The organism is Microcoleus sp. bin38.metabat.b11b12b14.051 (assembly GCF_013299165.1).
Classification (GTDB): domain Bacteria; phylum Cyanobacteriota; class Cyanobacteriia; order Cyanobacteriales; family Microcoleaceae; genus Microcoleus.
Genome location: NZ_JAAFKD010000004.1, coordinates 233,063 through 252,480, shown reverse-complemented (window position 1 = coordinate 252,480; position 19,418 = coordinate 233,063). Strand labels below are relative to the sequence as shown.

The window sequence follows — 19,418 nt, the reverse complement described above, 5'->3', positions numbered from 1 at the left end:
GGTTGGTCAAAACTGCCATATCATAAAAAATCAGTTGTGTCAATAGCAGCTTGCCCAAAAATTGAAATCGCAGCAGCAGGTTGTGGGCCGAGTAGCCCTGAGGGGTTATCCTTAGTGATCGGGCTAGTTTCGGACAGGTTTGGATAATGTTCCCAGCAACTCTATTTCATAATCCGCAAAATTTAATGCTATTACTCGACCGCAGCGCGATCGACCGATTCAAGCTGGTATTGGCGCAAGCAACCGGAACGCCGATAGCTGCATCGCCCAATTCGGCAACCGCGGCACTCCTATTGCTGGCTCTAGGAATTCTGGGTTGGGGATTTTATCGCGCCAGAGGTCAAGGGAAACAAGGAATTTTGGCTTGGTTGCAGTCAGTGGCGCTGATGATTCCCTGGCTGCTGTTCTTTGCTTTGTCCGCCGCCGGGATTTACCTCAATCTAGTAGCGATATTGTTGCTGTTGGTGGCATCCACCGGATTGTACATTTATCTGGGCAGACAGTTACGCAAGGCCTTGTCGGATGCGCCCGCGATCGACTCGCGCCCCGATCCTGCCCAGTTGAAGAATTCCCAAACCAATGATTTTTCTGCTCCTGACCCGCAGCAGCCACCAGCTAAAGATAACATTAAGATCATCACATCGCGTCCTGGTAATAATGAGTTAGAAATAATTCCGGTTCCAGTAGAAGACCTCAAGGCAATTAAAGGGATCTTTGGTATCGATACTTTCTTTGCCACAGAAACGATTCCTTATCAAGATGGGGTAATCTTGAAAGGCAATCTCCGGGGAGACCCAGAACAAGTACATTCGCGCTTGACGGCAAGTTTGCAAGAAAAATTAAACGATCGCTACCGCCTATTTTTAGTAGAAAATCAGGAGGATAAGCCCGTAGTAATTATTTTGCCCAGCACCAACGACCCGCAACGAACTAACCTATCTCAAAAAATCCTGGCAGTCGTGCTGCTGCTGGCAACAATTGCTACCAGCTTGGAAACAGCGGGCTTGCTGCTAGGTTTCGATTTCTTTAACTCGCCAGCTAGATATCTAGAAGTTATGCCGATTGTGGCAGGAATTTGGGCGGTTTTAGGGTCTGGTGCCATTGCTCGCCGAGTGCTGGCAAATAAGTACAATGTTGGTTTGAGTTGGCCGTTTTTTATACCGACTTGGCAGATAGGTTCTTTTGGAGCGATCGATCGTTTTGAATCGCTGCTCCCCAACCGTAAAGTTTTGTTTGATATCGCTTTTGCTGGGCCAGCCGCCGGGGGAACAGTTTCTCTGCTAATGCTGGTAGTCGGTTTGGTGCTATCGAAGCCCGGAAGTTTGTTTCAAATTCCGGCAGAATTTTTTAAGGGCTCGATTTTAGTGGGAACTTTGGCAAAAGTAATTTTGGGTTCGGCATTGCAGCAGCCGATTGTTGACGTTCACCCGCTGGTAGTTATCGGTTGGTTGGGCTTGGTAATCACGGCGATTAATTTGATGCCTGCCGGACAGTTGGATGGAGGTAGAATCGTACAAGCAATTTACGGTCGGAAAACGGCCAGCCGCGCTACTTTGGCGACGTTTGTGGTGCTGGCGATCGCTTCTTTAGTTAATCAGGCGGCTCTCTATTGGGCGATCGTGATTTTAATTGTACAGCGGAATCTGGAGCGACCGAGCCTCAATGAGCTGACTGAGCCAGACGACGCTCGCGCTGCTTTGGGTTTGCTAGCTTTGTTCTTGATGGTGGCTGCACTTTTACCTTTGACTCCGGCTTTGGCGGGGCGTCTGGGAATCGGGAATTAATACCGTTGTAGAGGGGCGATTTTGCGGTGGCGGCTCGGGAATGAGTTACGGAATAGGGGCTGGAAGCACGAGCCGGCACTCGCATGATTTTGGGGGTAACTCAAAAGAGATAGCAGGCGCGCTGCTTGATGCGATCGGCTGTGGAGTTGCACTAAATGAGTAAAATAAAGGAATTGGGCGATCGCGCGGGCGAATGAAAGGGCGATCGGGTTCATCACTACTAATTTCCTATTCAACTCCCCGCCCTTGGTTATTTATCTATTACCAAAAGTCGATTTTTTTCATACCCAAAATTTGTTTAAACTTGAGCGATCGAGTGAAAATTAAGTATCTAAGCATCTAGGATAAATTCATGGCTAATCAACTTCCTCCTGTATTGGTAACTTTTGATGCAGATGTTTTGATTGCTGGCAGAACCCAAGTGTGGCAAGAATATGCCAAAGTGGGAAGTTGCTATATCCCGGAAGTAGTGTATGACGAAATAGATCGTCTCACCGAAAAAGCCGTGGAACCAGCGATCGAGCAAGTCGCTAGGGAGTTTATGCGCTTTTTTGGCAACAGCGGCTGGATTGTAACTGACGCTCAAGAGACGCACCGCGCTCTGGAACCTTCAATTAAAAATCAAAGCAAGCAAGCCATGCTCGTAGTGGCGACGGCTCAATGCGTTTACGGTTTGGCTCATGAACATCCCGAAGCATTGGTGATTTTTGTGTCGAACAGCCAGCCTCTGCTGAAGCGGCTGGCTTCTGTGGGGGCGGCGAACCTCTGCGGGATTACTGGGGCGATGCTGTTAAATTGGGCGCGGAAAGCCGAACGCCCGCCGGCGGCGACTCAGCAATTGCAAAATTTGATGCGTGCCCTCGCCGATCGCAAATCGAACCAACGCTCTAACAGCAGAATTCAGGATGCTGCTGTTGGCAAAACAGGGACTTCTACTAGCAAGTTAACGGCGGCGCGTGGCACTTCTGAGTTGAAGTCGCCCAGCAGTTTTACTAAAACTAATCACACCAGTTTGAGCGGCAGCCCCCGTGCGAGTTCGCGCCCCAAAACGCCGTCGAAGAGGGAAGAACCCAGAGATTATCAGCCGGCTGTCTATCGCATGAAACACGTTACTCCACCGCCAAAAAGGGGCGGCGGTTTTGTGTCGGGAGCGATCAATTTTGTAGGAGCTTTATTTTTCTTGACAGTAGCGGTGGGTATTTTGTGGCGCGTGTTCGATGTTAAGGGTTTTAGAAAGACTTTTGTGCCGGCATTGCCGCAGCCAGTGCAACAATTCGTTAAGTCGATCGATCCTAAATAAGAGAGAGGGAGAGGAGTTGAGCTGGAACGAAATAATTAGTGGATTGGCCTTAGCTATTGCAGGTTTTGTTTATGCTACATTCTTTTTTGTAGTTCTTCCCTTCAGACAGTACACTTATGCAGCACCAATTTGGGCGATAGCAATTGCGCTCGGCCTTACGGTAGGAATGAATTGGCTATTATCTGAATCATTATTAACTGGGTGGAGTTGGGTAGCTGCATTATTTGGTTTTCAGATACCCCTGATGTTTTTTTGTAGCGAGTTTCTGGGAGATGGTTTATACCTACCAAGTTTGTTATTCTTCGGAACTACAATCGTAGGAATTGCGAGCGTTTACACCAATTTTTCTCAACAAAAAACACTATTAATTGTGGGTTTATGTACAGTATTTTTCCTAGCTGTAATGTACTTATCTTTCATTGGTGGCTATGTGCTCAGAGGCAAAAATCCGTTTCAGGGTTCTTCTAAGCAGATGCTACCGCTGTTGAATCAAAAGGTAGAAATTCACACCGACGATCCCAAACAATTGCAGTTTAATGGTAAAACTGGCGAACTCACTAATATCGATCGCTATGAAGTGACAGTCAAACTAGATGACGAGAAATTAATGTGGCCCTATGTCCAGCTTTGGTGGGAAGATGTCAAGCCTGCTAACTAACCGAAATCCTCAGAAGTGTTCATTTCGCTTTCCGCTTTCTGTCAAGGAATGTTAATAAACCCGCACTGACTAAACCTGCTAAAATGCCCAGAAACACACTCAATCCAAAAACTTGATGCGCCGACAGGGGATTTTTCGGGCTTTCGGGGCTGTTGATTTGGCTGGCGTAGATGCTGGCGGCGACTCCGCTGGTGCCAATTCCCACGCCGACTGTACCTATGGTAAAGTTTAAAGTGCGATCGGCTTTAGCACTCTCAATCTCGATAATCCCCTCCACAGTTTCTATGGCATTTTCCAACAACCGCAATCCCGCACTCAAACTTCTATTATCCGCCTTCACCTGCATCACATACTTTTCCTCAGCAAAATCGCTGAAAGTCGCCAAAAATTTCAACTCGTTTTGATTTTTTTTCATTCTCTCGGCTATGGTTTCTAGCCGTTTATTATAGTTGTTGAGATTAGTTTTAATGGTATTTTCTTGTTCTTCTAATCGACTAATATAGTTAGCATAAATCGAGAAAATAGTCAAGCAATTCACCAAATTTTGCTGCAATTGTTTCAAATCAACTTTAGCAGCATTAACTTGTTCTGGGAGTTGTTTGACAATCTCTTGAATCTTCCGCGAAGCATCCTTGAGGTCAGACTTAAGTTGGCGGCTTTGTTGATAAGCCCAAATCACTTTATTGCGGTATCTAAATAATTGGAGTAACTGCGGATAAAGTTTAGTCATTGTTTTACAGCTAGTGGCAATCGATGCCTCGCCACTGTTAGAGAACAAGCAAATTAACACATGATAATTTTGGCTGATATTGCCTCTATCTCCCGGAGGTAGCCACAATTCATAAAAATTTGCCCCTAAAAATTGCCCCTCGGCTTGTAAATCCCTATCCCATTTCGCATTCGGGACTAACTTAAGTTTGTTATAGCAATTTTTGGCAGTTTTTAAAGCATCTTGCCCGGCCGTCAATTCACCCCAAACTAGCCAACTTTGACCGATAGTCGCAGGTTGACTGAAGCGCGAAATGATAGTTTCTTTCAGCCATTCCAAACAGTCGATTTCTTTTGGTGCAAATTTCTTGTCGGTGTCGGGTTCTATTTTGCCGGATAAGTCAAACTGCACCGCATAAGTATCGCCGAATTTGACAGGATAAGCATAGCCATCGAGGGGAGATGCAAATACTGCTACTTTTTTGTCACCGAGTAAATCGATGTAATCACCGATTTCAGTTTCAGCTTGTTGGATTTGTGCTTGTTGTGGCTGCGAGAGTTTTTCACCATAGATTTTTTGCCAAAACTGCTGGCGGTTTTGGCTGATTTTGTCCTCAGTTTGCCCGATTCCGTCGGCTAAGTCGTAGACAAATAAATCTACTGTAGGGTAAATCAGCCAGTTTTCGTTAGTCATGGGCGAAACCGTTTGTAATTAATTATAATCTGGGCAATTACCGGGCGATTGGCGCTGCAATTATTAGTGTTAAGTTAAACTTGATCCGGCAATCCGGCAGGGGTTAAAACCCCTGCCTCAAAGCGAAAGTCCTCTAAAGAGGACTGAAGAACTCATTAGTCCTCTTTAGAGGACTTTCGCTATTAGCCAGGGACTTGAGTCCCTGGCGGTATTTCGGGTTAAGCATACATTAGTGCCCTACAAAATATTCCCTAAAATTGTATCGCGACTTGCTTGCACTGAATCCCTAGCTTGCAAGATTTTTCCGAGAAATTTTCTTAATCCTCGCGGTTGAACTTTGGTATCGATTTGATTGATGATTTTTGGCAAATCTGTTAAATCGCTGATATCGCTGGCGGCATTATCACTTTCGGGGTTGGTAGTGTTTTCTTTTTCAAATTCGCTATCCGGCAAAACATCTGATCCTTTGCTGCGTTCATTGCTATGATTTTTTAACCAGACTCGATTATTTTCATAAGCAGCTAGCAGAGGAGAATGCAGTTTATTCAGTGTCAGAATATCATTAACTGTGCAATTTTCATCTAATTTATTGAATTCTAATTGAACTGCTGCGGGCAACGGTTCTGTTTGTTGGAGTACCGCCACAATAAAAGCTGTAAAAATATCGTTTTGCGTGTCTTTCATAGTCCAGTTACAGTAAAGGCTGCCCAGTAGTAAGGATGTTGGTAAGGTCGATCTAATTCTATTGTAGCCAATGCTAGGCGATCGGTTTCCAAAGAATCGATTAAGATAACTTCATCTTCAGAAAGTTCGCTGCTATTTTCGGAAATCTTGTCAATTTCCCGCTGATACCAAGCCTTCAAATCTTGGCGGGTGGCTGATTGTAGCCATTTTTGAGAATTTGCTAAAGCGACGGGCAACTCATCGCCGTCTTCTTGCCACCGTCGGTAAAAGTCTATCATTAATAACGTACTCGCCCCTGATTCGACTGTCCACAGGGTACTGACGACACAGCCAACTCCCGCCCGCATGAAACCACTGATCAATCCTACATATTCCGCGAGAATTGTTTGTTTGTCTGTGACGGCGGTTTCGCAGGCGGAAAGGCAGATTAATTTGTAGTTACTGAGGTTGAGTTGGATGATTTCTTTGACTGTGAGTCGGTGAGTATCGCTTAGGTATAAAGTTGATTGTTGAGGATTGTCAAAATTATAGCTACCGTGTCCCGTAAAGTGAAAAATTTTGTGTGGCTGTGGCAATAATTTTGTGACTTCATCGAGGGTTGCTTTGTCTTCTCCCAGTCGGGTAGGGTTGGGAAACATTCGGCAAATGATTTCAGATTCTATCTCGGCGGCAGGTAAAGGAAGCAATTTTTTTCGTTGCCCGTTTTCATCAATGATTATACTGTCAGGATTTTCGATACTGAGGATAAAATTTACTTCCGATTCTTCAACCTGCGGAGGCAGGTTTTGTCTGTGTAGCCGCGAATTCCATTCGCCGACTTCCCCTTCCCCTTCTGTATTTACCGCTGAATTTGCCGCCGTTACAGAGTTCAAACGATATTTTAAATTCAGCCCAAATTGAGCGCTAGGCAAATAGGTAATCACAAAATCACTGCTAAATAAAGCATGAATCGGGAAGCGGTGCAAGTCGCGGTGAGGAATTAGAATTAAGTTGGTAACGCCGTTTGATTGTAATTGCTGTTCGATGTTGGCAATCTGCAAAATATCTTTGAGGCGTGCAAATTTACTGGGCATTCCGGCGCGCCAAGGATGGTTTTGTTTATTAGTGGTTTTTTCCTTGGATTTATCTTGATAATCTGTATATTGTTGATTCCAATCTTTCACCCATGTTTCAAATTCATCTGGGGATTTGCTATAACAGTCTTCTGGTGACAGCAACCCATCGGATTTGATGATGAATGTTGTTAATGCTGCATCGCTGAGATGCCAGTAAATGGCGCTGGTTGTGGGATTGAGAAGTTGTTGAATTTGAGGGTGAGTGACTGTTGCTTCTGTTTCTTCTTGGTAATCGGGGATTGGTAAGGCGTTTAGCAGCCAAGACAGGCAGATATTTTTATCTTGTTCTGCTGTTTCTAAGGCTTCGGTTAATTTGCCAGATTGAATTAAAATATTTACGGTTAGTTGCTCAAATCTCACTAATTTGTCAGTGAGTTGTTGTTCGTTGAGTTGGGAATAGTTTTTATCTGTCAGCAAGCGTTGCAATAAATCTGTTGCATCTCGTTGTAGTTTATTGGCTTTTTCAAATTCCTTTAAGCTGACTAAGGTTTTAATTATAGTCTGTAAGACTTCTAGATGCAATTTTAGGAAAGCTTCTTTAGTTAAAGTTTTGAGGGCTGCTTTGTAGCTGGTAGCGGCTTTATTCCAATAGGTGTTAGGATAATTTAGTTTGCCTCGATCGTAGTGAGCATTTCCTAGTGCTTTATGCAGTTTTCCATATCCTTCGGGGTGGGTTTTTTGTTGACAATACTCCAAGCCTGCTTCTAATGTGAATATTTTTCCTTCATAGCCGCGTTGATTGAGGTTGGGATTTGAAAGGGTTCTAGTTACTGGTGGAGAAGTAGGGAATTTTAGCTGCAACATTTCATAAATAAAGTGGTTATATGTAGATGCGTTTCTGACGGCAATGCCCCGATTGTACCAGGCTTCGTGGTCATCTGGTTTGATTTCTAAAGCTTTGTCGAAGGAGGCGATCGCCTCTTCAAATTTTCCTAAATTATCACAAAGGATAATGCCCCGGCTGTTCCAGGCTTTATATTTATCTGGTTGGATTGCTAAAGCTTTGTCGTAGGATGCGATCGCCTCGTCATACTTTCCGAAATTAGCCAGTGCATAGCCCCGACTGTACCAGGCTTCGTGAAAATCTGGTTTAATTTGTAAAGCTTTGTCGCAGGATGCGATCGCCTCTTCATATTTTCCTAACTTACGTAGTACATTGCCCCGATTGTTCCAGGTATTATATTTATCTGGTTTGATTGCTAAAGCTTTGTCGTAGGATGCGATCGCCTCTTCAAAATTACCTAAATTACCCAGTGCAATGCCCCGATTGTACCAGACTTCGTGAAAATCTGGTTTGATTTCTAAAGCTTTGTCGTAGGATGCGATCGCCTCTTCAAAATTACCTAAATTACCCAGTGCAATGCCCCGATTGTTCCAGGCCTGGTGATAATCTGGTTTGAATTCTAAGGCTTTGTCGAAGGATGCGATCGCCTCTTCAAACCTTCCTAAATTACGCAGTGCAATGCCCCGATTGTACCAGGCCTGGTGATAATCTGGTTTGAATTCTAAAGCTTTGTCATAGAAAGCAAGTGCCTCTTCATACTTTCCTAGATCATCTTGCTCATCTCCGAGCTTTTTCCAAACCTCAGCCTCCCCATCAACCTCCCCTTTTCCCTCAACCTTCCCAACCGGAGATATCGGAAACTTAACCAATATCTCCCTACCAACATTCCCCGCCACCTCTCCCAATTCTCCGCCACAAATTCCCCCCAACAACTCCAGCCGCCGCGCCAATTCCTGAAGCGATTCCGTAGAGGCGGTGTCGTCGTGCCCGCCCTCTTGAGTTGTTTCTCGATCAATTGCTAACAATCTTTCCCCAAACCGTCGCAACCAGTCAGCCAATTCAGTATCTCTGAGGCCTTTTGCGATGAAAAATCCCTTAACATCGCCACTCCCCCAGCCGGCATTTACCCCTTCCAGGAGTTCCATCAACTTCGCCTCAAATTCCGCATCCGTCTGAGTTGGAGGCTGGTGAGGCGTTTGAGGCGGCACAATTTTGGTTGAAGGGCGATTTTTTGGGAATATTCGCTGAAATAATTGTTTGAGGAATTGCCAGATTTTGTCAAACATTGACTGGGTTTTGGGGTGACAATGTTTTTATTATAGAGCAAGTCTTGGATGTTTGAGGGCTTGAGATAATGCGCTTTCCCGCAGTCCGCCAGGGGTTAAAACCCCTGTCTAATAGCGAAAGTCCTCTGAAGAGGACTAAAGAAGTTATGAATTACATACAAAACGACTTTAGTATATGACCAAAAAACTTATGAATTACATACAAAACCACTCTTGTATATGAGCAAATAATTCATCCTTAGATCAATACGGTTCACTTAAAAGCGCTATTCAAGGGCTTGTGGAAAAAAACCTAATACTTGCAGAATTTACGCACGACGAGGCCAGTTTCTTTCTGTAAGTTTTAATTTCTTTATATTCGCTCTATGTTTAAGGTGCGTCGCTATGAGATTTTTCGTTTTTTTATATAAATTTTCGAGGGCGACGCACCCTACAAATACTTCGGGCTGACAATACATATAGGGCATCTCAATTAATTGTACAACTGTTCGGAAGTTACTGTAGGGTGTGTCGCCCTCGAAAATCTCTGAATTAGAGCGATAATCTCATAGCGACGCACCTGCGCTATTCAAGGGCTTGTGGAAAAAAACCTAATACTTGCAGAATTTACGCACGACGAGGCCAGTTTCTTTCTGTAAGTTTTAATTTCTTTATATTCGCTCTATGTTTAAGGTGCGTCGCTATGAGATTTTTCGTTTTTTTATATAAATTTTCGAGGGCGACGCACCCTACAAATACTTCGGGCTGACAATACATATAGCGCATCTCAATTAATTGTACAACTGTTCGGAAGTGTCATTGCGAGGAACGAAGCAATCTTAGTCTTGGCGATTGCTTCGTTCCTCGCAATGACAGATAATAGATTAATTACAAAAGTCTTTTCGCTCAAATTTTGGAACAGGCAAGATGCCCGTTCCACAGCCAAATAAATCTTTGTGGAACGGGCATCTTGCCCGTTCCTAGCAATCACATGGTTGATATATTTATACAACTAACTCTCCGTTAATTGAAACCCGGGGCTGTGCCTTTTACAGGCCTCACAATTGCGGGTTTATTGTTAGATTTTGCGGGGAAAAGTGCTTTAAGTGCGGCATCGAGATTTTCTGCCATAACGATGCGGTTTTCGTAGGCGACAATTACTCTGACTAAGGTTGGTAAACTATTGCGATCAGCTTCTAAATACAGAGGTTCTACATACAGCAAAGATTGTTCGATCGGAATTACTAATAAATTGCCTTGAATTGCTTTTGAGCCTTGCCGATTCCAGAGAGATATTTGTTCTGAAATAACCGGATCTTGATTGATTAAGGCTTCGATTTGTTCCGGGCCGTAAACTGAGCGCTGTTTGGGGAATTGGTACAATAGCAACTTACCGTAATCATCGTCGTCCGATCGCCCTGCAATCCAAGCAATTAAATTGTTGCGACTGACTGGTGTAAATGGCAGCATTAAAATAAATTCTTCGGATGTTTCTGTCGGTAGTTTGGTAATCAAATAATACGGTGCTACGGGCTGCTGTTTGCCGCCGTAAATCTCGTTGGGAACTCGCCACAAATCTTCGCGATTGTAAAATACCTGCGGATCTTCCATGTGATATGTTAGCAAGCGTTCTGATTGAATGTTCAATAAATCTACTGGATATCTAATGTGTTTGTGGAGGGCAGGAGGCATTTTGTCAAGGGGTTTGAAGATTCCCGGAAAGATAGCCATCCAACTGTTGATAATCGGGTCGGAGGGATTGGCAACATAGAAGTTTACAGACCCGTTATAGGCGTCTATGACTACTTTTACGGGGTTCCGGATGTAGTTGAATTCATTTCTTCCTGGATCTGAATAGGGGTAGCGATCGCTGGCTGTATAGGCGTCGATCATCCAATAAAGATAGTTGGGATATTTATCTTTGGCTGAGGGTGATGATTTAATTACTTTGCTATTTTTATCCGGTTTTTTTTCGATTTCACCTTTGCTGAGATTGGCGTTTGCTACTACTAAATACGGGTCGGAATCGTAGCGCAAAAATGGAGCGATCGCCCGGACTCTTTTGTTAATATTGCGGCGGTACAGTACCTTGGTTTCTGATGTAAAATTTCTGGTTAGTGCCATTTGCCAATTTTTCAGATAACTCGCAAATAGGAAGCGCCGCCAGATTGAGCCGATCGCAATTCCGCCCGTACCGCTGTAGGTATTGTAAACATTGTCTTCGCCGCTGGGATAGTCTAATTCCTTGACTTTTGTCGGTGCGATGGCGTCTGTATCGGTGACTTCGCCGTAGTAAATGCGCGGATAGCCGATCGGGATACTGGCCCGAATGCGATCGCTAGTTACTTCTAAGGGACTTTCACCGGCACGCGCATCAATGCCAATATCTTTGACAAAATAGTCGGGTAAGCCACCGACGCCGACTGTGTTTACGGGAGAAAGAGTAAAGCCGAAACCGTGAGTGTACACTAGATGTTCGTTTACCCAAGTTTGAGCTTCTGGCGCAACTGCTGTATAATCTAATTCCCGCGCCGCCAGAATTACTTGCTGGCTTTCAACATCTTGCTTTTGTTCAGGTGCTTTTTTAACTGTATAGCGATCGATATCGGCATCAGGAAATGTATAATAAGGTCTAATTTGCTGTAATTGTCGGTTGGTTTGCAGCAGCGGTCGCTCGTCCCAAAGCCGGATGTTGCTGATGGTGAGTTGATTTTTTTCTAAGTCTTGATAGGTCAGTTTTCCGACTGGATCGAAAGTTTTGATTTCGATTTTTTTCAGGTCAAAGGCTGCTTGGGTAAAGGCGATGCTGCGCTGGATATAGGGCTGTTCTCGCGCTAGTTCGTTGGGTTTGACTATGAGTTGCTGCACAATTATTGGCAGCAGCCAGCCTAGAGATAAGCTTAAAGTTAAAAATACTAAAATTAGGTTTTTTAAGTTGTTATTGTTGATTTTTAATTGGAAAACAGGCCAAAGCATGAAAAGTGCGATCGCCCCAGCGACAATACTCAAGAATCCATAGACAGGAAGCCGCACAGTCACGTCTGCATAATTCGCGCCGTAGGTAACGTCTCCACGCGAGTACAGCAAGACGTAGCGCGCCAGCCACAAACGGAGTGCGACGGCTACCATGAAAGCTGCTCCCAACCCGTACAAGTGCCGTTGTTGCGATCGCGAAAATCCTAAAAATATGCCTTCACTCAGGCTATTTCCCGACAGCAAATAGGTTAAAGCGCAGGATACTAAACCGTACAAGGATACAACCGTCAACCCAAAGCTTAGCAACTCCAAGGTTGGCAAAATAAATACATAAAAGCTAATATCTTGATTAAAAATCGGGTCTGTGATGTTAAAATTGGTAGGGTGGAAATATTGTAAAAGTTTTGTCCAGCGACTAGCGGCAATTAGCCCGATCGCCAAACTGAGCACAAGGGCGATCGTCCGCAACGACAAATCCGGCTTAATTGCGACAGCCAACATCATCCCCAGCAGTAAGCCCAACTGCCACCAGTGAGCAAATAACCGCACTATCCCAAGCTGGATTGACTCAAATCCGAACTGTGCGGGCGGTGCAGACAAACCACCAACTATCCTAAAATCGCCGATGCTATCGACAGCTAACAGCGCGCAGTGAATTACCGTGATAATTGCGATCGAACTCAATCCAAATACCGCCAACAGCAGCCAGAGAAACCCAATTTGAGATTTAGCAGCAGGCGATCGATAATTTTTGCCCGTGTTTGGGCTACTTCCTGAAGCGATTAACTGCCACAAAACAGGTAATTTGATGTTTTCGGTGGGATGTTGCAGGCGGCGGGCTAGGGTCAAATTTCCCAGGAGAAAGGCGGAAGATACCGAAAGTGCGATCGCGCCCAGCAACCCTTGAGTTTTCAGTTTTAACAGCAAAACCTGAAGATATCTAACTTCCTGAAACCAAAGAATTTCTGCCGCAATCCTGGTAGAAAACTCAAAAACTAACCACAGCGATAAAAGCAGTAAAATTAGTTGAGAAATTCGCTTAATAGTCATGAGTCATGAGTCATTAGTCATTAGTTGTTGAACTGGTTCCCTGGCAGAGCCTGGGAACCGATATCACTCTTGCTCTGCCTCATCCAAAAATGGAGGCAGAGCCTCCGGATCTGCGTTAACAGGCTGGAGCCTGGTAACAAGTAAAACCCTAAATTTTAGTTAAGAAACCCCATGACTTAATGAGCAAATGGGTAATATCATGTCCTGTCGATTACCATAACAATGAAAGTTTGTAGTGCGGACTTCAGTCCGCTATACGGCTGCGGACTGAAGTCCGCACTACGAACCAATCTTATTGCTGTCAATCGACCGGACATGATATAAGTCCTAATTACATTAAAAGCTGATGCAAAACAGCACTAATGACCAATGCCAACTGCCAACTGCCAACTGCCAACTAACTATACTGCTGATTCACATCCACATCCAAATTAAACAGGGTTTGCAAAGTCTGCATCGCTTGTCGGCGCGCCTCAATATCCTGCTGCGCGCGCAACTGTACCATTGGATCGTGCAAAATCTTATTCACAATCCCTCTTGTTAAAGATTCAATCACATCTTGATGTTTCTCCGAAAATTCGGAGCCTAGACGCGATAAAGCTTTTTCTAACTCTTGTTCTCGAATCAATTCGATCTTATCTCGCAAACAGCTAATAGTAGGCACTGTTTCCAGACTGCGCCACCAGACATCAAAAGCCTCGACTTCCTGTTCCAGCAAGCCTTCAGCTTCCATTGCCATTTTGCGGCGGCTTTCGTGATTTTGAGCTACCACAGCTTTCAAATCGTCCACATTAAACGACTTGACGTTAGCGAGTTCCTTCGCATCCGAGTCAACGTTGCGCGGTACAGAAATGTCCACCAACATCAAAGGGCGATCGGGTTTTAAAACAGCTTCTAATTTAGCTTTATTTAACAACGGATCTGTAGCAGCCGTACTGGTGAACACCAAGTCAGAGTCGGCAATTACCTGCATCATGTCCGCGAGCAAATGCAAGTGTAATGTAGCATCTTTAAACAATCCCGCCAATTCCTCAGCCCCGCGCATCGATCGATTGACGATCGCAATATGACTCGCTCCTTTCGACAGCAAATGCTGCACCAACAAGCGCGACATCTTCCCAGCACCGATAATCGCAATCCGGCTGGTTGCTAAATGCTGCCCTTTCATGTGAGCCAATTCCGCCGCCGCCGAACTAATCGACACCGCACCAGTACCGATGCTAGTTTCGGTGCGAACTCGCTTCCCGGCTGTGAGAGCTTGTTTGAACAAACGTTCTAAAATTCTGCCTACACCTTTGTATTGCTGCGCGAGTTTGTGAGTTTGCTTCACCTGAGCCAAAATTTGTCCTTCTCCCAGCACCAAACTGTCAAGGCCCGCAGACACTCGCATCAAGTGCATTACCGCATCTTCGTGCAGCAAAATGAACAGGTGAGGGCGCAAAGATTGCAGATGAAGTTTGCTGCATTCCGAAAGGAACTGCATTACCTCTCGCACCCCAGGCTCCGACTCAGTGGTGACAATATAAATTTCTAAGCGGTTGCAAGTGCTGAGGATGGCAACCTCTTGAATGTTGGGATAGCCGCGCAATTGGGCGATCGCCGCTTCAATCTTCTGTTCTGGAATGCTGAGTTTTTCGCGAACTTCAACCGGCGCTGTTTTGTGGCTGAGACCTACGACTGCAATATTCATATCTGTGATTTGTCACTATTTATTTCTTAGTTATCAACAGTCACCTGTGATTAGTTCTTAGTTTATCGCTAATTGCTAATCACTGGTGACTGTAAACGGTCAATAGTTAAAAATTAACATTTAAAATTTAACTCTTAACTCTTAACCGCTAACTAATGATTATTTCAATTGCAGAGATTTTGGCTGGTCAAACATATGGATTGTATCCACAAAGCGAGCAGTCTTCGACTGAGAAGAAATTACCAAACTCTCAGTGCGAGCACCGCCGCCAAAGAATCGAACTCCTTCCATCAGCGTTCCGGGAGTAATTCCGCAAGCTGCAAACAGCACAGTTTCTCCAGATGCCAACTCTTCAGCATTATAAATCTTGTCTGGATCTGTGATCCCCATCTCTAGAAGGCGGGCGATATTCTTCTCTTTGCTTTCACCGATCAAACCAGTTTTGACAACTGCTGGATCGTAAATCAACTGTCCTTGGAAGTGACCGCCCAAGCAGCGCATTGCTGCTGCGGAAATCACACCTTCGGGTGCTGCACCAATACCCATCAGCGCGTGGATGTTGGAACCAGAAAACGCGCAAGAAATCGCTGCTGAAACATCGCCGTCGCTGATCAATCGAACTCTTGAACCCGCTTGGCGAATTTCATTAATTAAATCTTTGTGTCGGGGGCGATCCATCACCACCACTACCAAATCTTCAATACTGCGGCCGAGACAATCGGAGATAATTTTGAGGTTTTCGGTTGGCGTTTTGCGAATATCTACATGATTCCTCGCAGCCGCGGGAGCAGCCAATTTGTTCATGTAGAAATCGGGCGCAGCAAACAAACCACCTTTTTCAGAGATTGCCAAAACTGCCATCGAACCGTTTTGACCATAAGCAACTAGGTTAGTACCTTCGCAGGGGTCAACGGCGATGTCAATTTCGATCAATTCATCGATGTTGCAGACATCTTTAGCATTTTCCTGAGTACAAATACCTACTTGTTCCCCGATGTAAAGCATGGGTGCGTCATCGCGTTCGCCTTCACCGATCACGATGCGGCCGCGCATATGAATTTTGTTCATGCGTTCGCGCATGGCTTCTACAGCTACGCGATCGGCTTCATCTTTTTCGCCTTTGCCCATTAAGCGAGCGGAAGCAATGGCTGCCTGCTCAACTACTTCGATAATCTCTAAACCGATTACATTGTCCACGAATTAGATCCTCCCAACTAAGTCCTGCTTGCCTGTGCTCTGTTGCACTCCCAGCCATCAAGTTTATCAGAGGCGGGGATCTCTGCGAGCGTGAGCAGTTGCTTTGTTTGTGTTAACTTTTACTTCTTTGAGACTGACACCCAGAAATGGGGATCGACAAGCTGAAGGCTCGATCGCCCGAATGCTTGACTCTTGCTTGGGCGATCGTCCTACATAGGCGCGCCCGATCCCCACCCGCGGACTCTCAGCTACAAAATGCAACTCAGCATTAACTCTCGATCGCGATCGTAAATTCGCCGTCCCATAATCGGGATAGACTAAAGCATATGAGCTGGGAGCAATAAAAAGTGATGATGAAAGCCCAAGATATTATGACAAAGGAAGTTGTCACCATTCGTGGTTCGGCAACGGTAGCTGAAGCAGTGGCGATGATGAACGAACTGTGTCTGCGCGCCCTAATCGTGGAACGCCGCCACGAACAAGACGCCTACGGCATTGTCACCGAAACGGATATTGTTTACAAAGTAACAGCCTACGGAGTAGACCCGCAAAAAGTCCGCGTCTTCGAGATTATGACCAAACCGTGCATCACGGTGAATCCCGACTTGGGCGTCGAATATGTAGCGAGGTTGTTCGCGAATACCCGCATCCGCCGAGCTCCGGTGATTAAGGACAAACTGCTGGGGATTATTTCGGTAACGGATATTTTGACAAAAAGTGATTTTGTTGAGAAGCCGAAGAGTGTTGTCTTTGAGGATGAAATTCAAAAGGCGATCGTGGATGCAAGAACAGTCTGTTCCCAGAAAGGCGCTACATCTAAAGAGTGTGCGGTAGCCTGGGACATCGTAGAGGAAATGCAGGCTGAGGCTGCTCACCAGCGATCGATGAAGCTTGACAAAACGGCTTTTGACGAGTATTGCGAAGAAAATCCCGAGGCGGCTGAAGCGCGGATTTACGACAGTTAGTTTAGTCATTAGTTATTAGTCATTAGTCATTAGTTATCAACTCTTATTTATAGAGTGATAACTAATAGCTAACAATCGGCAATAGCTTTATTTTATTCGAGCATCGCGAAAAACAAAAATCTTAAGTGTTTGGTTCATTCATATAAAACACGTTCAGCTTATTTCCATCAAGATCCCGGAAATATCCCACATAAAACCCCGGTAACGTGCCTCTTGGCCCCACTGCTCCTTCATCCTTAGCGCCAAGTTCGATCGCCTTATTGTACACTAAATCGACTTTTTCTGGACTGTCAACTTGAAGTGCGATCATGACGCCATTACCAACAGTTGCTTCATTGCCATCAAAGGGTTTTGCAACAGCAAGTCCTGGCATCTCTGGAGAAACACTCCATGCGATAAATCGGTCTACTTCCATGAATCGTTTAGCGCCAATTTCAGCAAGCAAAGTATCATAAAACTTGGCTGCACGTTCAAGATTGTTGGTGCCGACTGTAACGTATCCAATCATATTTTTTGTCCTTTCAATGATGTTAAGATGAAGAAAAGTCTTTAAGGGAATCACAACTGAGTTTAACTGTAATACTCCTCGACTTCTTAGTCCGCGGAGGCGGACTTCGTGTGTGTAGACGCGGTTTCAACCGCCGTGGGATCTATTGGTTGAATGCACTCAGGACTGTCTCTAGTTGGACTGTTGACGATCGCACTTACCGCATTTCCTTTCATTGCCGCAGCATAGGGCTTTAATAGTGGCAAAACTTGCTGAGCGCTGTTAACAGCAGGATCGAGCCACTCTTCCCACGCGCCAGATGGGAGAATCACCGGCATTCGATCGTGCACAGGCTGGACAGTTTCGTTAGCAGCAGTCGTAATTATAGTGCAAGATACAATCTTTTCTCCTTCTGGAGATTCCCAATTTTCCCACAAACCAGCAAAAGCAAAAGGTGCGCCCTCGGCCATTTGAAAATAATAAGGCTGTTTGTGCTTTAAGAGCGGTAGCCACTCGTAGAAACCGTCAGCAACTATCAAACATCGCCTGCGCTTGATGGCGCTGCGAAAAGCAGGTTTTTCGGCTATAGTTTCCGATCGCGCATTGATCGTCTTGCTGCCTATTTTGATATCTTTTGCCCAACTTGGAATCAAACCCCAGCGCATAAATTGAAACTGTCGCTGAAGCTGAGGAGAAGCTGTAACTGTCGCTACTGATTGAGTTGGCGCGATATTGTATCGCGGTTTGATATCGGGAACTTCCGACAGTTTGAAGAATTCGGCGATAATTTGAGCTGAAGCAGTTAAAGTGTATCGTCCGCACATAATTTTTAACCTAATTTATAACGGTTCGTAGTGAGGACTTTAGTCCTTCCATAGATGCGGACTAAAGTCCTCACTACGAACCTTTTTTTAATCACAAGGTTTGTAGTGAGGACTTTAGTCCTTCCATAGATGCGGACTAAAGTCCTCACTACGAACCTTTTTTTAATCACAAGGTTTGTAGTGAGGACTTTAGTCCTTCCATAGATGCGGACTAAAGTCCTCACTACGAACCTTTTTGATTGCGATGGTTTGATTTCGATACGATATTAAACCTGTCGGACTCTCCGATTAACTACAGGATTGTGCTGTATTCGGGAATTTTCGCAGCCAGCCATTCTTTCCGCAACTTTTCAATAGCTAATTCTTTGAATTTAGCTTCTACTTCAATCCAAGGAGCTTGATAATAGCTCTCAGGCATTTCGGTAATTAAATCGCTGTGGCGCGGATCGGCAAAAAATTCTTTTCCGTTGGATATGTGGACTAATTGAAATTCAGGATCTGACCAAGTAGTGCGGGCTGCTGCGAGCATTTCGGCGACGTTTGGATCGTCGTAACTTTCTAAATGTTCGTGAATGACGTGGTGGTGCGCGTCAAAAACCATCGGTACTGCGGTATCGAGACAAACTTCTATGATTTCTGAGGAACTGTAGGCGTATTCGTCATTTTCAAAGGTTAAGCGCGATCGAATAGATTCGGGTAAGTCGCGGATGACTGATTTGAGTTGCGAAGCCCGATCGCCCTTACCGCCGTGAATGTTCATCAGTGCGTAGGGCGATCGGGGTTGTTGCAACATATCTAAGATTAAAGCATGAGTTGCCAGAATTTTAATGCTGTTTTCCACCACAGAAAGCTTGTCGGAACTGAGGACAACGAATTGATCCGGGTGGAATACCAAGCGGATGCTTAAAGACAAAGCCCGATCGCCCGTATTGCGTAATTCCTCAGCCATTGACTGTAGCACCGCTTCCCCCAAATCGGTATCTGCAAAAGGGAAGAGCGCAGAAGTCATGCGGTAAAGCTTAATCCCATTTGCAGCACAAAAGTCGATCGCTTTGTCAAGCCGTTTTAAGTTGTCTGCATAAAGCTCGCGCAACACTTTTTCTTGTTCAGTTTCCGCAAGCTGTAACAGTCGTTTGCGGGTAACTGTCCGAAATCGAACTGCATCGGATGTGGTGACGCAGACCAACCCCAATTCCGGCAATTTCTCCTTTTCTAACACTTGGTTAATCTCGCTCTT

General features: G+C 45.0%; 15 protein-coding genes. 4 read left to right on the top strand and 11 right to left on the bottom strand.

Translation table 11 applies throughout. The annotated features are described in order from the left end of the window. Positions 1 to 146: 146 nt before the first annotated feature. Positions 147 to 1,784 carry a site-2 protease family protein gene (locus tag QZW47_RS07140; RefSeq protein ID WP_293125515.1) on the top strand — a complete coding sequence of 546 codons (1,638 nt, stop codon included), beginning with the start codon at positions 147 to 149 and terminating at the stop codon, positions 1,782 to 1,784. On the opposite strand, the gene QZW47_RS07135 is transcribed toward QZW47_RS07140, so the two are convergent. Then, on the bottom strand, positions 1,781 to 2,020 hold the full coding sequence (locus tag QZW47_RS07135) for a hypothetical protein (RefSeq protein ID WP_293125513.1): 240 nt from the start codon (positions 2,018 to 2,020) through the stop codon (positions 1,781 to 1,783). The genes QZW47_RS07140 and QZW47_RS07135 overlap by 4 nt on opposite strands. Before the next feature lie 116 nt (positions 2,021 to 2,136). On the opposite strand from QZW47_RS07135, the gene QZW47_RS07130 reads away from it, so the two are divergent. Then, the gene (locus QZW47_RS07130) at positions 2,137 to 3,084 is read left to right on the top strand and encodes a PIN domain-containing protein (protein WP_293125511.1); all 948 of its coding nucleotides are present in this window, start codon (positions 2,137 to 2,139) and stop codon (positions 3,082 to 3,084) included. A gap of 16 nt (positions 3,085 to 3,100) precedes the next feature. Next, positions 3,101 to 3,742: a hypothetical protein gene (locus QZW47_RS07125; protein ID WP_293125509.1), complete on the top strand. Its 642-nt coding sequence runs from the start codon at positions 3,101 to 3,103 to the stop codon at positions 3,740 to 3,742. Between the two features lie 19 nt (positions 3,743 to 3,761). Here the strand turns inward: QZW47_RS07125 and QZW47_RS07120 are convergent, their stop codons facing one another. The 7 genes from QZW47_RS07120 to QZW47_RS07090 all read right to left on the bottom strand — a co-directional run bounded on the left by QZW47_RS07120 (position 3,762) and on the right by QZW47_RS07090 (position 16,139). Then, positions 3,762 to 5,144 (bottom strand): hypothetical protein, encoded by a 1,383-nt coding sequence (locus QZW47_RS07120; RefSeq protein WP_293125508.1) that lies wholly within the window; start codon positions 5,142 to 5,144, stop codon positions 3,762 to 3,764. A 237-nt stretch (positions 5,145 to 5,381) separates the two neighbouring features. Continuing rightward, positions 5,382 to 5,828 carry a hypothetical protein gene (locus QZW47_RS07115; protein ID WP_293125506.1) on the bottom strand — a complete coding sequence of 149 codons (447 nt, stop codon included), beginning with the start codon at positions 5,826 to 5,828 and terminating at the stop codon, positions 5,382 to 5,384. After that, positions 5,825 to 9,013 carry a tetratricopeptide repeat protein gene (locus tag QZW47_RS07110; protein WP_293125504.1) on the bottom strand — a complete coding sequence of 1,063 codons (3,189 nt, stop codon included), beginning with the start codon at positions 9,011 to 9,013 and terminating at the stop codon, positions 5,825 to 5,827. Before QZW47_RS07110 ends, QZW47_RS07115 begins: the two co-directional genes overlap by 4 nt. A 1,002-nt stretch (positions 9,014 to 10,015) precedes the next feature. Then, positions 10,016 to 13,018 carry a UPF0182 family protein gene (locus QZW47_RS07105; protein ID WP_293125502.1) on the bottom strand — a complete coding sequence of 1,001 codons (3,003 nt, stop codon included), beginning with the start codon at positions 13,016 to 13,018 and terminating at the stop codon, positions 10,016 to 10,018. Between the two features lie 397 nt (positions 13,019 to 13,415). Further along, complete coding sequence (locus QZW47_RS07100) at positions 13,416 to 14,708, bottom strand: glutamyl-tRNA reductase (RefSeq protein ID WP_293125500.1); 1,293 nt, start codon at positions 14,706 to 14,708, stop codon at positions 13,416 to 13,418. A gap of 159 nt (positions 14,709 to 14,867) precedes the next feature. Next, complete coding sequence (glpX, locus tag QZW47_RS07095; RefSeq protein WP_293125498.1) at positions 14,868 to 15,905, bottom strand: class II fructose-bisphosphatase; 1,038 nt, start codon at positions 15,903 to 15,905, stop codon at positions 14,868 to 14,870. 66 nt (positions 15,906 to 15,971) lie between these two features. After that, positions 15,972 to 16,139, bottom strand: a complete 168-nt coding sequence (locus QZW47_RS07090; RefSeq protein ID WP_293125496.1) for a hypothetical protein — start codon at positions 16,137 to 16,139, stop codon at positions 15,972 to 15,974. A 113-nt stretch (positions 16,140 to 16,252) separates the two neighbouring features. On the opposite strand from QZW47_RS07090, the gene QZW47_RS07085 reads away from it, so the two are divergent. Further along, entirely contained in the window at positions 16,253 to 16,870 is a 618-nt protein-coding gene (locus QZW47_RS07085; protein ID WP_293125494.1) for a CP12 domain-containing protein, read from the top strand. Positions 16,871 to 16,991: 121 nt separating this feature from the next. Here QZW47_RS07085 and QZW47_RS07080 read toward each other — a convergent pair whose 3' ends face one another. The 3 genes from QZW47_RS07080 to uvsE all read right to left on the bottom strand — a co-directional run bounded on the left by QZW47_RS07080 (position 16,992) and on the right by uvsE (position 19,400). Continuing rightward, the gene (locus QZW47_RS07080; protein WP_293125492.1) at positions 16,992 to 17,378 is read right to left on the bottom strand and encodes a VOC family protein; all 387 of its coding nucleotides are present in this window, start codon (positions 17,376 to 17,378) and stop codon (positions 16,992 to 16,994) included. 86 nt (positions 17,379 to 17,464) lie between these two features. Then, positions 17,465 to 18,181, bottom strand: coding sequence for an SOS response-associated peptidase (locus tag QZW47_RS07075; RefSeq protein WP_293125490.1), 717 nt, complete (start codon positions 18,179 to 18,181; stop codon positions 17,465 to 17,467). Positions 18,182 to 18,473: 292 nt separating this feature from the next. Further along, complete coding sequence (gene uvsE, locus QZW47_RS07070; protein ID WP_293125488.1) at positions 18,474 to 19,400, bottom strand: UV DNA damage repair endonuclease UvsE; 927 nt, start codon at positions 19,398 to 19,400, stop codon at positions 18,474 to 18,476. Positions 19,401 to 19,418 lie beyond the last annotated feature (18 nt).